This is a genomic window from Streptosporangium sp. NPDC006007, from assembly GCF_040614315.1.
Taxonomy (GTDB): Bacteria; Actinomycetota; Actinomycetes; order Streptosporangiales; family Streptosporangiaceae; genus Streptosporangium.
The window spans coordinates 56,673-70,113 of the sequence record NZ_JBEXUG010000014.1 but is presented as its reverse complement, the minus strand read 5'-3'; the positions used below and the strand labels follow the sequence as shown (position 1 = coordinate 70,113).

Sequence of the window (13,441 nt, the reverse complement as noted above, 5' to 3'; positions counted from 1 at the left end):
ACCGGCACCCGCGGCGACTTCAGGCTACTTGGCGCGGCGCCGGGCCCCTCTCCGGGTCTGGGAGGGTCTGCGGGGGGCGTCCCCGGCCGCGACCGCGGCCTGCCGCTGCTTCGCACCATACTCGGCCAGCGCCGCCGCGAGAGCGGAAACCGATGGTTTGTCGGCCATGACATCCACCCGGAGCCCGAACTCCTCCGCGGTCCTGGCGGTCTGCGGGCCGATCACGGAGATGACCGTGACGTTGTGCGGCTTTCCGGCGATGCCCACGAGATTGCGCACGGTGCTCGACGAGGTGAACAGCACCGCGTCGAACCCGCCGCCCTTGATGGCCTCCCGGATCGGCGCGGGCGGCGGCGCCGCCCGGACGGTCCGGTAGGCGGTGACGTCGTCGCACTCCCAGCCGAGCTCGGTCAGCCCGGCGACCAGCGTCTCGGTGGCGATGTCGGCGCGGGGCAGCAGCACCCGGTTGATCGGGTCGAGCATCGAGTCGTACGGCGGCCACTCGGCCAGCAACCCCTCCGAGGACTGCTCGCCCGAGGGCGTCAGGTCGGGCTTCACCCCGAACCGCACCAGGGCCCGCGCGGTGGCGTCGCCCACGGCCGCGACCTTGAGCCCGGCGAACGCCCGGGCGTCCAGCCCGTACTCCTCGAACTTCTCGCGCACCGCCTTGACCGCGTTCGCGCTGGTGAAGGCCACCCATTCGTAGCGGCCGGTGACCAGGCCCTTGATCGCCCGGTCCATCTGCTGCGGGGTGCGCGGCGGCTCGACGGAGATCGTGGGGACCTCCTCGGGCACCGCGCCGTAGGACCGCAACTGCTCGACCAGCCCGGCCGACTGCTCCTTGGTCCTGGGTACGAGCACCCGCCAGCCGAACAGCGGCTTGGTCTCGAACCACGACAGCCGCTCGCGCATGCCGACGGCCTCGCCGACCACGATGAGCGCGGGCTCGGCCATCCCGGCGTGCTTGAGGTCGGGCCCCATCCTTCCCAGGGTGGTCACCACGGTGTACTGCTCGGTGGTGGTGCCCGAACTGCTGATCGCGACCGGTGTCGAGTCGGGACGCCCCGCGGCGATCAGCGCCTTGCCGATCGCGACGGCCTGGGTGACGCCGTTGTAGATCACCAGGGTGCCCGCGCCGGCGGCGTGGGCGGACCAGTCCTCGACCTGGGTGGCGTCCACGACCCGGAACTCCGGCACGGACACCGCCGCGGGGATGCCCGCGTAGGCGAGGACGGCCGTCGCCGGGGGCACGCCCGGCACGATCTCGAAGTCCACCTCCGCCCTGGCGCAGGCCGCGACCTCCTCGGTGATCGAGGAGAAGAACATCGGGTCGCCCGCGCACAGCCGTACGACGAGGTGGCCGTCCTTGGCCGCCGTGACGGCTCTCAGCGACACGGCCTCCTCGCCGGCGGCATCGACGACCTCGGCGTTCTCCCGGCAGTGCCGCAGCAAGGCGCCGTACGCCTCCTGGTCGAGCACGACGACGTCGGCCTTTGACAGCAGGTCGGCGCCGCGCAGCGTGAGCAGGCCCTCGTCACCGGGGCCCGCGCCAACGAAGGCGACGAATCCGGCGGGGCGTTCGAAGGTGGTACTTCCGGAGCTCAATGTGCTCGCTCCCCTATCAACGTGCCTGCCCCTTCGGCGATCATCTCGGCCGCGAGGTCGCGTCCGAGATCCATGGGCGCCGAAGAGGTCCCGGCGGTGGACTTACGCACCGCTCGCCTGCCGTCGACGGCGACGACAGCGGCGGTAAGGAACAGATCTCGCCCTCGGTCCGCCGAGTAGGCGCCGACGGGAGCCGCGCACCCGGCCTCCAGAGCGTTGAGGACCGCGCGCTCGGCGGTCACCGCGGCGCGGGTCCTGGCGTCGTCGAGCACGCTCAGCACCTCGATGAGGTCGGCCCGGCCCGCCAGGCACTCCACGGCCAGCGCGCCCTGCCCGGGCGCCGGGAGCATCTCCTCGACCTCGAAGATCTGGGAGATCTCGGCCTCGCGGCCCAGCCGCCCTAGCCCGGCGGCGGCCAGCACGATGCCCTGCAGCTCACCGGAGGTGACCTTGGCGATGCGGGTGTCGGCGTTGCCCCGGATCGGGACGTACTCCAGGTCGGGGCGGAGCGCCCGGAGCTGGGCGACCCTGCGCGGGGAACCCGTGCCGATCTTCGCCCCGGGCGGCAGGTCGGCCAGCTTCGCCGTGCCGACCAGCGCGTCCCTGTGGTCGTCACGCGGCGGGATCGCCGCGATAACCACACGCGGGTCGGGTGTGGTGGGCAGGTCCTTCAGCGAGTGGACCGCGAAGTCGATGTCGCCCTCGATCAGCTTGTCGCGGAGCGCGCTGACGAAGACGCCCGTCCCGCCGAGCTGGGTGAGAACGGCTCTGGTCACGTCGCCGAAGGTGGTGACGCCGACGAGCTCGACGGCTCGGCCGGTCAGTTCGGTGAGCCTGGCGGCGACGAGACCCGACTGGGTGGTCGCCATGAGGCTCCGCCTCGTGCCCATTCTGAGCGGAGGGGCGACGCCGTTCATCCGCCCACCTCCCTCATGCTCGTCTCCGGGTCGATCGACTCGATGCGTCTCACCGCATCGGGCACCTTCGGGTCCAAGTTGAACAACTCGCGCAACGCCTCCGCATAATGATCGCCTGCCGCGGACTCGGCGAGCTGTTTGACACGCACGGTGGGCTCATGGAGCAGTTTGTCGACCACGCGCCTGACCGTCTGCGCGACCTCGTCCCTCGCCCGCCCGTCGAGCTCGGGAACCCGCGCGACGAGCCGCCCCAGCTCCGTCTCGACCACGTCCGCCGCCTTGCTCCGCAGCGCGACCACGGTCGGTGTCACCCGGGCCGCGCGCTCGGCCGACAGATAGGCCGCGACCTCGGCGGCGACGATCTCGCGTACGGCGGCGACGGCCTCGGCGCGCCCGCCGTCGTCGGTGTCGGCGTCGGCGGTGCCGTCCTGCATCGACTCCAGGTCCACGAGGGTGACGCCGGGCAGCCGCCGTACGGCGGGGTCCACGTCGTGCGGCAGCGCGAGGTCCAGCAGGAACATCTCCCTGGCCGGCACCATGTCGGCGGTGATGACCACGTCGGTGGCGCCGGTGCACGAGATGACCAGATCGGCACGGGCCAGCTCCGCCGTGAGATCGCCGAACTCGGCGGCCCGGCCGCCCACCGCCCGCGCCAGCCGTACGGCGCGGTCATGGGTCCGGTTGACCACCACGATGTCGGTGACGCCCGCCCGCTGAAGGGTCGCGGCCGACAGGGCGCTCATCGAACCGGCGCCGACCACCAGGGCGCGCCGGCCCCCGATCGGGCCGAGGGTGCGCTCGGCGAGGGTGAGGCCCACGCCGACGAGGGAGGCGCCCGCCCGGTCGATGCCGGTCTCGGTGTGGGATCGCTTGCCGACCCGCAGAGTCTGCTGGAGGAGCTCGTTCAGCGTGGGGCCGAGCGTGCCCTGCTCCTGGGCGAGCCTGAGCGCCGAGCGGACCTGGCCGAGGATCTGCCCCTCGCCCAGGACCATCGAGTCCAGGCCGGAGCCGACCGCGAACAGGTGCTCGACAGCCCGGTCCTCGTAATGCACGTAGAGGTGGCCGGCGAGCTGCTCCAGGGGGACGCCGGAGTGGAGGCCGAGCAGCTCGGAGATCGCGTTCACCGCGGCGTGGAAGCGGTCCACCACGGCGTAGACCTCGACCCGGTTGCAGGTCGACACGACCATGCTCTCGGCGACCCGGATGTCTCGCTGAACGTCGTGGAGCAGCTTGATCAGCGCGTCACCGGAGACGGAGACCCGCTCCAGCAGGGCCACCGGAGCCGTCCGGTGGCTCACGCCGACGACGAGGAGGCTCATCGGCCGTCTCCCGCTCCCGGCGGACGGCCCTGATCTCCCGCGCCGGCCTCGCCCGGCCGGGGAACGCCGTGCCCTCGGGCTCTGTCGTTCACAAGTCCACCGCCTCGGGCCATTCCTCGGCCATCGCGGGCCCCCCACTCATCCGATCCGCCTTGCGCTGCTCATGAAAGGCCAGGATCTGCAGTTCAATCGATAAGTCGACTTTACGGATATCGACGCCTTCGGGTACAGCGAGGACGACGGGGGCGAAGTTGAGGATGCTCGTCACACCCACGGCAACGACCCGGTCGGCCACCTGCTGCGCCGCCGCGGCGGGTGTCGCGAGCACCACGATCGACACTCCCCGCCGCGTGATCACCGTTTCCAGCTCGTCGATGTGTTCCACATTCAATCCCGCGATACGGTCGCCCACCACTTCGGGGTCGGCGTCCAGGAGCGCGGCCACCCGGAACCCACGGGAGACGAATCCGCCGTAGTTGGCGAGCGCACGACCGAGGTTACCCACCCCGACGATGGCCACCGCCCAGTCCTGGGTCAGCCCCAGCTCACGGGAGATCTGGTAGATGAGGTACTCGACGTCGTAGCCTACCCCGCGGGTGCCGTAGGAGCCCAGGTGAGAGAGGTCCTTGCGGAGCTTGGCGGAGTTCACACCGGCCGCGACGGCCAGATCCTCCGAGCTCACGGTCGCCAGCCCCCGCTCGGCCATGCTGTTCAGGGCTCGCAGGTAGAGCGGCAGCCGGGCGACGGTCGCGTCGGGGATGCCACGTTCACGAGCTTGGGACAGACGGCGGATCACGTGCCGTAGCTCCAGGGGGACAGGCGGCCGGCGCGGCCCGGACGCGACGGATGACGAGGTGAGGCCACTGTCTTTCAGGTTAGTCCCTTTGTGAACCGGTGCACAAAGTGGGTGTTCACCGTGTCGGCCACGGCACCGCCCCGCCCGATTCCCCGGACGCCCGCCGGCCCCGCCGACCTCACCGGTCTCGATAGCCCCACCGGCCCCGCCGGTCTCACCGGGCACCGGCGTATCCGCGCGGCTCGGCTACCGTGACGGACATGGCACCGCAGAACCACCGCATCACACTGCTCGGCAAGCCCGGCTGTCACCTGTGCGACGACGCGCGCGCGGTGATAGAACGCGTGGCGGCGGAGCTGGGCGTTCCCTGGGAGGAGCGCGACATCACCGCCACCGAGCGGGACCAGGCCGAGTACGGGGAGATGATCCCGGTCACCCTGATCGACGGTGTCCAGCACGACTTCTGGCGCGTCGACGAGAACCGCCTGCGCGCCGCGCTCAGATCCTGAAGGCCGTGGGCAGCGGGACCACCTTGGCCGCGTTCACGTTGAGCTCGATCACGTTGGTGGCCAGCACCATGGTCTGACGTTCGGCGACGAAACGCTCCACATGGGGCTGACGCTGATGCTCGGTGTAGGCGACCTCGTCGCGGTAGAGCTCGTAGACGATGCGCTGCAGCGGAGCCGACTTCACCGAGTGGCAGACGTAGATCAGCGTGTCGGGCTCGGTACGGCGGACGGCCTCCAGCGTCCCCTCGGCCAGCCGGTCGAACCTCTCGCCCGTCCCGTCGAGCAACGTGAACACGGTCAGCAGGCCGTAGATGCCCGGGGCCGGGCGGCCGTATCCACCGGGATGGTCGGTGGTCGCGCCCGGATACAGGACACCCGTCTCGGGCGGGCCCGCGGGCACCTGCCCGTGGCCCGGGAACCCGGCGGGAGGCTGCCCGGACCGGGGGGCGCCGCCGAGACCCTGGCCTCGGTCGGCCGGAACGCCGAACGCCTGCTCGGCGGACATCGGCTGAAGGCCACCGGTGAGCAGGCCGCCGCCGTAGGGCGGATCCGGCATGACGAACTCGCCGGTGGCGGGGCCGCCCGGCCTGCCGTACTCGCCGGCGGCGGGCGCGACCGGTATGCCGTACTCGCCGACCCCGGGGGCGGGTGGCCCGCCGTACTCGCCGGTGCCGGCGGCGGCGTGCCTGCCGTACTCGGCGGCGGGGAGGCCGGGGCCGGCGGACATGCCGAACTGGCCGGTCATCGGGGGCTGCTGGGCGTAGTCGCCCCGGTCCGCGGACCGGTCGGCGGACGGCATGCCGTACTCACCCGCCATGAAGGTGCCGGTGGCGGGGCCGCCGAACGGGTCGTCCTGGGTGAGGGGCTGCTGCCGCATTCGCGCCGCGTAGTCGACGTCCTGCTCGCCCGCGCGGTACTCGGCCACCAGGTCGCCGAGGCCGGAACGGCGGGGGGAGTCCCCCATGGCCGCGCGTGGGGAGTCGTCGGGCGTGACCCGGCGGCCCGCGACCTGGATGTCTCCCCGGAACGGCTGCTCGGCCGCGCGGCGGCCCCCGTGCCCGTGCTCCGCCCAGTCGTCCCTCGGGCCGTCCTCGTCCTCGTCCTCGTCCTCGTAGGGGGCGAGCGGGCGGAGCACGGCGTACCAGACCGCGGCGGCGGTGACGCAGAGGAGGAGCGTGGTGAACATTCCCGGGACCGCGAAGCTCACCGCTCCGACCATGGCCAGGCCGGTGGGGCCGAGCACCAGGAGGGCGTGCATGTTGTCGGCGTCGTAGTCGTCGCCACCGCGCCACCGCGCCACCGCGATCGCGAGACCGCCCAGCAGGACGAGTGCGATGCCCGCGTGGATCACCCACAGGACATAGGCCGGGGGAAGGTCCCAGTGCCGGCTGCCGAGCGGGAGGGTCTTGGCCAGTTCCTCCGCCTGGCGCAGCGGGTCGAACATCATGATCACCGACGCGACGACGGTGAACGCGATCCCCACAAGCCAGGAGGCGAATCTGGCCGAGGACGTCCGCGCCAGCAGCTGGATGACCCCAACAGAGAGCCAGAGCGGGGCGAAGAGAGAACCGGTCAGCTGATAAACCCGGAATCCGGTTGTCCCAAACCCCACCAGATAGCCGGTGCCGACTACTCCGAGTGACACGCACAGCGCCGCTGTCGTGACGCTCCAGGCGATCAGCCAACCCTTGCGCCCATCCCGGAGGCGGCCGACGAGAGCCACGGTGGCGATGGCCGCGAGCAACGCACCGGCGAACGCTATGACAGCGACAAGGAGATTCATGGTGCCTCCAATGCTGCCGGACATTACCCCCCAACCGGTAGCCGAACCCGGAGTCGGCCGCCCGGAGCGGGGTGAAACAATCAGCCCCGTACCGTATCGGCCGATTACCCCCAGTCACGAGGTTACGAAGTGGATTGTGGAATTTCCTGTTGATTTCCTAGAGTGTTCGAGCACGCCGTACCCCCTCCCCCAAGGGATACCGGATGCCAGATACGTGGCCGTTCGCCGGACACCTCCCCACAACTCATGGGGTGGCCCAGCCCGTCCGCAGCAATGAGCTCGCCGCACGCGAGGACGCCTCCGAGGACCTCCGGAGGCTCGTTCTGCGTGCCAAGACTGGAGACACAGACGCGTTTGGCACGCTCTATGATCGCTACCTCGACCTGGTCTACCGCTACGTCTACTTCCGCGTCGGCTCCCACCCGCTGGCCGAGGATCTCACGAGCGAGACCTTCCTCCGCGCCCTGCGCAGAATCGCCGACTTCACCTGGCAGGGACGTGACTTCGGCGCCTGGCTCGTGACCATCGCCAGGAACCTGATCGCCGATCACTTCAAGTCGGGCAGGTACCGCCTTGAGGTCTCGACCGCCCAGGTGATCGACATCCCGCTCGACGGCCCGCACATACCGGAGAACGCCGTCGTCACCGCGATGATCAATGACCGGATACTCAGTGCCGTCCGCGCCCTCGGCCCCGAACAGCAGGAGTGCGTGGTCCTGCGCTTCCTGCACGGCATGTCACTGGCGGAGACCGCGCTGATCATGGGCAAGAAGAGCGGAGCGATCAAGGCCCTGCAGTTCCGCGCCATCCGGGCACTGGCCCGCGCGCTCCCCTCGGATCTCGGCTGACCATGCCGATGGCGACGTATCGCGTAACCTGGCACGCGGGGCTGTCGTTAGGCAGGTGACACAGGTAGGTCATGATCTGGGGGCGGCAGGGAGCGTTCATGGGTAAGTGGCTGCCCGGAATCTCACGGAGATCGCAGGCGCACATCCAGAACCGCGTATCCAGGCTCGGCGACCAGCTGGGGGGCAACCCCCGGCCGGAGTTTCGCGCCGAGCTGCGGAAGCGCCTTACGGCCACGCCCGAACAGGAGAATACCCCGGCCGAATCCACCGTCTCGACGCCACCGAGACGACAGGCCACCCGGCTCCCCCAGTTGCTGAGCCTGGGACTGGCCGCCACGATGTCCGCGACGGTCATGGCGATCTACCAGTCGATGCCCGGCGACGCCCTCTATCCGGTCAAGCGCGCCGCCGAGAGCACGCTGTTCCATCTGAGCGCCGACGACGCCGAACGGGCCGGCCGCTCCTTCGGCTACGCCGAGACCCGCGCCCACGAGGTCGAGGAGCTCCTGGGCTCCAGCATGCGGGAGAAGCACTTGATCAGGGAGACCCTCAAGGCCATGGAGGACACCACCCGCTCCGCGGTCACCTCTCTCACCCGGGTACGGCGCCGCGACGCCAAGAACACGGGCGACCTCAAGCGCTTCGTCCAGAAGCAGCGCAACCAGATCGAGGGCATGCTCCCCAAGATGGACGCCGAGGACCAGCGCCGGGCCAACGGTTACCTCAACTACATCGACGGGCTGACCCCACCCGGATAGCACCTCCCGGCTTACGACACGTTACCTGCCGCTAACGGGATGTACACCGATTTCACCCGTGTGTGACAGTTAAGCTGAGATGCTATGAGGCGGCTACTACGACGGCGGGACGAAGCGGAGACGGCCGGGGAGGTGGCGGCCGCGGCGGCCGTCGCCCTGCCGATGGCGGAGCCCGACCCGTCCGCGGCCGCCTTCTTCGACGTCGACAACACCATGATGCGCGGCGCCTCCATCTACCACTTCGCCCGCGGGCTGGCCTCACGCGGCCTGTTCACCACCAAGGACCTGGTCAGGTTCGCGGTCGGGCAGGCGGTGTTCCGGATCCGCGGTGACGAGAACCCCGACCACATCGCCAAGGCGAAGGAGACCGCGCTGGCCTTCGTGGCGGGCAGCAAGGTGGAGGAGATCGTCCGGCTCGGCGAGGAGATCTACGACGAGGTGATGGCCGACCGCATCTGGGCCGGCACCCGCGCCCTCGCCCAGAGCCACCTGGACGCCGGCCGGCGGGTGTGGCTGGTCACCGCCACACCGGTGGAACTCGCCCGCGTGATCGCCCAGCGCCTCGGCCTGACCGGCGCCCTGGGCACCGTCGCGGAGACCAGGGACGGCGTCTACACCGGCCGCCTGGTGGGCGATCTGCTCCACGGCCCGGCCAAGGCGGAGGCGGTACGGGCTCTGGCCCGCATGGAGGGCCTCGACCTGAGCCGCTGCGCCGCCTACAGCGACTCGGCCAACGACCTGCCACTGCTCTCCCTCGTCGGCCACGCCACCGCGATCAACCCGGACGCCGAACTGCGCGAGCGCGCCCGGGAGAACGGGTGGCAGATCCGGGACTTCCGCACCGGCCGCAAGGCCACCATGATCGGGCTGCCCATCGCCGCGGGCGCCGGGGCGATCGTCGGCGGCGTGGCCGCCGCCGCGGCCCTGCGCCGCCTCTACCGCTCCAGATGACCCACCACGGCGCGCTCCCGCGGACGGGGCGGCCGGGTCGGCCGGGGGGCGGGGCGGGGGTCGGGAAAAAGAGCGGGAGCCGGGAGAACCGGTCAGTAGAACGGCGGGAAGGCGTGACCGCGCCGCAGGCGCAGCTCGTTCAGCTGCTCCTGGACGACCTCGCGGATGTGGTCGGTGAGGTTGAAGACCAGGGTGGGGTCGTCGGCGTCGGCCGGGCCGAACTCGTCGGTGCGGATCGGCTCACCGAACCCGATCATCCACTTGGACGGCAGCGGCACCAGCCCGAGGAGCCCGAACCAGGGAAACAGCGGGGTGAGCGGGAGGTACGGCAGGCCGAGCGCCCTGGCCAGAAGGGGCAGGTCACCGATCTTGGGGTAGATCTCCTCGGCGCCCACGATCGAGCAGGGGACGATCGGCACCCCGGCCCGGATGGCCGAGGCGACGAAACCGCCGCGGCCGAAGCGCTGCAACCGGTAGCGCTCGGAGAAGGGCTTGCCGACGCCCTTGAACCCCTCGGGGAAGACCCCGACGAGCTCGCCCTTGCGGAGCAGGCGGTCGGCGTCCTCAGGGCAGGCCAGGGTGTGGCCGCTCTTGCGGGAGAGATGGCCGAGCACCGGGAGCCGGTATACCAGGTCGGCCCCGAGCAGGCGGAGCGGGCGGCGGCGCGGATGGTCGTCGTGCAGGGCCACCTGGAGCATGAGTCCGTCGAGCGGGATGGTGCCCGAGTGGTTGGCCACCACGAGTGCCCCCGAGTCGTCGGGCACGTTGTGCATGCCGAGGGTCTCCACGCGGAACCAGTGCCGGTACAGCGGGCGGACCAGGTCCAGCAGCACCTTGTCGGTCAGCTCGGGATCGAAGCCGAACTCGTCGACCTCGTACTCCCCCGTGACGCGGCGGCGCAGGAAGGCGAGCAGATCGGCGAGGTCGTGTCCGTCGTCCCCCTCGGGCGGGGAGCCGTACGCGTGCCCCTCGCCGCGCGGGAGGTCGTGGGCGTCCTCGGGGCCGGTCATCCGCTCATCGCCTGATCCCCCGGCCGGCTCGTCACCTGGCCCACCGCCTGGCGAAACAGCTCCATCATGGCAGCCGGGAGCCCACCGGCCAGGTCCCGGGCGTGGATGAAGTCCTCGAAGGCGACGGCGGTCGAGATCTTGGGCCTCCAGCCGAGCTCGGCGGCCAGCCGGCCGGTGTCCACCACCCGCCCATGGCGCATCAGGCGGAGTTGCTCGGGAGAGAAGGCGACCAGCCCCAGGGTCCGGGCGAGGTCCCCCAGGAAACGGAAGGCCGAGGAGGGCAGGGGCAGTGTCGCCAGGCCAGCCCGGCGGGCACACTGCGACAGCAGCAGCACGCCGTCCCCGGCCACGTTGAACGTGCCGGGGTGATCCTCCAGCGCCACTCGCCTGAGTACCTCGACCGCGTCGTCCTCGTGGACGAACTGCAGCCGGGGGTCGAAGCCGAACACGGTCGGCAGGACGGGCTGGGTGAAGTAACGGGTCAGCGGCGAGTCGACGCCGGGACCCATGAAGTTGGCGAACCTGAGCGTCGACACCGCCACGTCCCGCCGCCGCCTGGCGAAACCCCGGACATAGCCCTCGACCTCCACGGCGTCCTTGGCGTAGCCGTGACCCGGCGGCTCGCCCGGCTCGGCGTCCTCGGTGAAGACGGCCGGGTCGCGCGGGGACGAGCCGTACACCGCGGTGGTGGATCGGACGACGACGCGGCGGATCGTCGCGGACCGCTGACAGGCACCAAGAAGCTGCATGGTGCCGATGACGTTGTGCTCTTTCATGAGGGCCCTGCCGCCGCCCCTAGAGGGAGCGCTGACCAGGCTCATGTGGACCACGGTGTCGATGTCGGCGGCCGCGATCACCTGGGCGATGTCGGGGCTGCGCAGATCGACGCGGACGAACTCGGTCCGGCCGAGAGGTACGCCGCCATCACCTGAGAGCGAGGGCGGCGGCACCGTGTCTACTCCGATGACCCGGTCGATGTCCGGGTCGGCCGCGAGAACGCTCGCCACCCGGGCGCCGATGTGACGCGAGACCCCGGTGACAAGCACGGTGTGGCTCATCGGTGCCTCGCAGATCCGCTTTGTTACTTCTTGTTACGCCGCTGAATGCGGGTCTTCTTCAGAAGCTTGCGGTGCTTCTTCTTCGCCATGCGCTTACGGCGCTTCTTGATCACAGAGCCCACGGGACCCCCAGGTAGCTGGTAGCCGAGAATGTCAGACCGGCATGCGAGAGCACACCGGCTCAACAGACTACCGGCGATCCGTGGTAGATCGCCCCCCGGGGGATCCCCGGGTACTCGGAACTCACGACGCGACGACCACGTCGCTACCTCACTGTTACCTCGTCGAAGCCCGGACCCGTCACCACCGGTCTCACCGGGAGATCGGGGCCCGCCTGTCGCTCACCGCTTCTCGCTCGCCCGCTGAACGGCTCGTCTCCGGCCGGTCAGATGACTCGCTCGTCGGGCTCGCGCCGCTTCAACCCGCCTCGATGTAAGCATCCCTGAGATAGTTGTGTACCGCCTGCTCCGGCACTCGGAAGGATCGACCGACCCGGATGGCCGGCAGTTCGCCCGAATGCACGAGTCGGTACACCGTCATCTTGGACACCCTCATGACGGTGGCCACTTCTGCCACCGTCAGGAACTTCACCTCGCTGAGAGGTCTTTCGCCTGCACCCATCGGACGCCTCTTCCGCACGTGTTTCCGGGTTATCCCCACTGGTGCCATTGCTCACGCACGTGTACTGCCGTCAGCGTAAGTCGGGACTCCGAGCGTGCGAACCCTCCACAGTCTCAGCCTTCGCAGTCCCACATCGGATAAATCGGGAAAATCGCTGGCCAGCAGCCGGACCGGCCCGCTGGTCTGGATCTTGAAGCGGTCCGGCTCCCCTTCTCCCAGGGTCGCCCACGACCATCAAAAAAATGGCAAACGACCGGCGTGCTCCATGGAATGCAGGCACGAAAAGCCCGTATAGGGACGACCCGATTGGCGCATCGCCCGCCTCAGAGGGCGCGGGCGACCCTCTCGACCAGATGCCGGGTCAGCGGATCGTAATGTCTTGGCAGCACGTTGTCATCAAGGGGAACGGTCGCCGCGATCTTTCCCTCCGCCTCCCCGACGAAGAGGGCCGGATCGTTGCTGTCGGCGAATCCGACCGTGAGGATGCCCGCCTCGCCGGCCGCGCCGGCCCAGCCGTGGTCGGCGATCACCAGATCGGGACGCCGGTCGCCGAACTCGGCGATCATGGCCTCCATCGGAGCCGGATCATGGGTGTGCACGAAGGCGCCCCGGTCGTCCAGCATGGCGACGCCGTCCAGATAACGGATCTTGCGCTTGCGGCCGAAGCCCGCCCCCCAGTAGGACCAGCCCTCGGCCGTGTTCATCAGCCTTCCGCCGTGCTCCCTGACCAGTCTGGCCAGGGCCAGGTGGACGGTGAGCAGGCCGGTGGGGTGCCCGGTCGCGACGAGGACCCGGGGGGAGCCGGTGCGCAGCACGCCGGCCACCGTGTCGCCCATGGCCTCGACGGCGTCGATCGTACGGTCCGGATCGATGGTGTCCTGGCCCTCCCGGTGGCCGGGGTCGGCCGCCACGCCCGCCGACTCGGCCATCAACTCCAGAACGTCCCGGTAGGACCAGCGGCCCCGGGGCCTCAGCCCGAACAGATGGCGCGGATCGCGGTTGGCCAGCGACCGGTAGTGGTCGAGGTTGTTCTCCCTGCTGGTCGCCACGTCACCGGCGATCCGGGTGCGGATCAGATGGTCTCGGAGGTCGCCGCGCGCCATCGGCGGCGCCGCGCGCCGCGGATCCGGTCCGGGCGCCTGTGACAGATGAATTCCCTCGTCGCTCAACCGATCGTTTCCCTTGGTCGCGGCTCTGAATGTGGCTTCGGCCGCGGCGGCGCGCGCCGCGGCTCGGGCGCCGGCGGCCGGCGGCCTCCCTCGCGGC

The 13,441-nt window shown here is 70.4% G+C and carries 14 protein-coding genes; 4 read left to right on the top strand and 10 right to left on the bottom strand.

Annotated features, from left to right (window positions below; translation table 11 throughout):
• Positions 1-24 precede the first annotated feature (24 nt).
• The 4 genes from ABZ194_RS13890 to ABZ194_RS13875 all read right to left on the bottom strand — a co-directional run bounded on the left by ABZ194_RS13890 (position 25) and on the right by ABZ194_RS13875 (position 4,637).
• Positions 25-1,605: a bifunctional uroporphyrinogen-III C-methyltransferase/uroporphyrinogen-III synthase gene (locus ABZ194_RS13890; RefSeq protein ID WP_355595883.1), complete on the bottom strand. Its 1,581-nt coding sequence runs from the start codon at positions 1,603-1,605 to the stop codon at positions 25-27.
• Positions 1,602-2,522, bottom strand: coding sequence for a hydroxymethylbilane synthase (gene hemC, locus ABZ194_RS13885; RefSeq protein WP_355595881.1), 921 nt, complete (start codon positions 2,520-2,522; stop codon positions 1,602-1,604). The genes ABZ194_RS13890 and hemC overlap by 4 nt, the downstream gene beginning before the upstream one ends.
• Positions 2,519-3,841: a glutamyl-tRNA reductase gene (locus ABZ194_RS13880; RefSeq protein ID WP_355595879.1), complete on the bottom strand. Its 1,323-nt coding sequence runs from the start codon at positions 3,839-3,841 to the stop codon at positions 2,519-2,521. The genes hemC and ABZ194_RS13880 overlap by 4 nt, the downstream gene beginning before the upstream one ends.
• 88 nt (positions 3,842-3,929) lie before the next feature.
• The gene (locus ABZ194_RS13875) at positions 3,930-4,637 is read right to left on the bottom strand and encodes a redox-sensing transcriptional repressor Rex (protein ID WP_355595877.1); all 708 of its coding nucleotides are present in this window, start codon (positions 4,635-4,637) and stop codon (positions 3,930-3,932) included.
• Between the two features lie 260 nt (positions 4,638-4,897).
• Here ABZ194_RS13875 and ABZ194_RS13870 point away from each other — a divergent pair, with 260 nt between their 5' ends.
• Entirely contained in the window at positions 4,898-5,146 is a 249-nt protein-coding gene (locus ABZ194_RS13870) for a glutaredoxin family protein (RefSeq protein WP_355595875.1), read from the top strand.
• Here the strand turns inward: ABZ194_RS13870 and ABZ194_RS13865 are convergent.
• On the bottom strand, positions 5,136-6,929 hold the full coding sequence (locus ABZ194_RS13865; protein WP_355595873.1) for an antibiotic biosynthesis monooxygenase: 1,794 nt from the start codon (positions 6,927-6,929) through the stop codon (positions 5,136-5,138). The two genes, ABZ194_RS13870 and ABZ194_RS13865, sit on opposite strands and share 11 nt — an antisense overlap.
• 251 nt (positions 6,930-7,180) lie before the next feature.
• On the opposite strand from ABZ194_RS13865, the gene ABZ194_RS13860 reads away from it, so the two are divergent.
• The 3 genes from ABZ194_RS13860 (at position 7,181) to ABZ194_RS13850 (ending at position 9,486) form a co-directional block, all read left to right on the top strand.
• Entirely contained in the window at positions 7,181-7,777 is a 597-nt protein-coding gene (locus ABZ194_RS13860; protein ID WP_355595871.1) for a sigma-70 family RNA polymerase sigma factor, read from the top strand.
• A 98-nt stretch (positions 7,778-7,875) separates the two neighbouring features.
• Positions 7,876-8,535 (top strand): DUF5667 domain-containing protein, encoded by a 660-nt coding sequence (locus ABZ194_RS13855; RefSeq protein ID WP_355595869.1) that lies wholly within the window; start codon positions 7,876-7,878, stop codon positions 8,533-8,535.
• Between the two features lie 84 nt (positions 8,536-8,619).
• Positions 8,620-9,486 (top strand): HAD-IB family hydrolase, encoded by an 867-nt coding sequence (locus tag ABZ194_RS13850; RefSeq protein WP_355595867.1) that lies wholly within the window; start codon positions 8,620-8,622, stop codon positions 9,484-9,486.
• A gap of 92 nt (positions 9,487-9,578) precedes the next feature.
• Here ABZ194_RS13850 and ABZ194_RS13845 read toward each other — a convergent pair whose 3' ends face one another.
• The 5 genes from ABZ194_RS13845 to ABZ194_RS13825 form a co-directional block, all read right to left on the bottom strand.
• Positions 9,579-10,496: a lysophospholipid acyltransferase family protein gene (locus ABZ194_RS13845; RefSeq protein ID WP_355595865.1), complete on the bottom strand. Its 918-nt coding sequence runs from the start codon at positions 10,494-10,496 to the stop codon at positions 9,579-9,581.
• On the bottom strand, positions 10,493-11,554 hold the full coding sequence (locus ABZ194_RS13840) for an NAD-dependent epimerase/dehydratase family protein (protein ID WP_355595863.1): 1,062 nt from the start codon (positions 11,552-11,554) through the stop codon (positions 10,493-10,495). Before ABZ194_RS13840 ends, ABZ194_RS13845 begins: the two co-directional genes overlap by 4 nt.
• Positions 11,555-11,577: 23 nt before the next feature.
• Positions 11,578-11,676, bottom strand: coding sequence for an AURKAIP1/COX24 domain-containing protein (locus tag ABZ194_RS13835; protein ID WP_018654693.1), 99 nt, complete (start codon positions 11,674-11,676; stop codon positions 11,578-11,580).
• Between the two features lie 295 nt (positions 11,677-11,971).
• Positions 11,972-12,175, bottom strand: a complete 204-nt coding sequence (locus ABZ194_RS13830; protein WP_355595861.1) for a helix-turn-helix domain-containing protein — start codon at positions 12,173-12,175, stop codon at positions 11,972-11,974.
• Positions 12,176-12,498: 323 nt separating this feature from the next.
• Positions 12,499-13,344 carry a phosphatase gene (locus ABZ194_RS13825; RefSeq protein WP_355595859.1) on the bottom strand — a complete coding sequence of 282 codons (846 nt, stop codon included), beginning with the start codon at positions 13,342-13,344 and terminating at the stop codon, positions 12,499-12,501.
• Positions 13,345-13,441 lie beyond the last annotated feature (97 nt).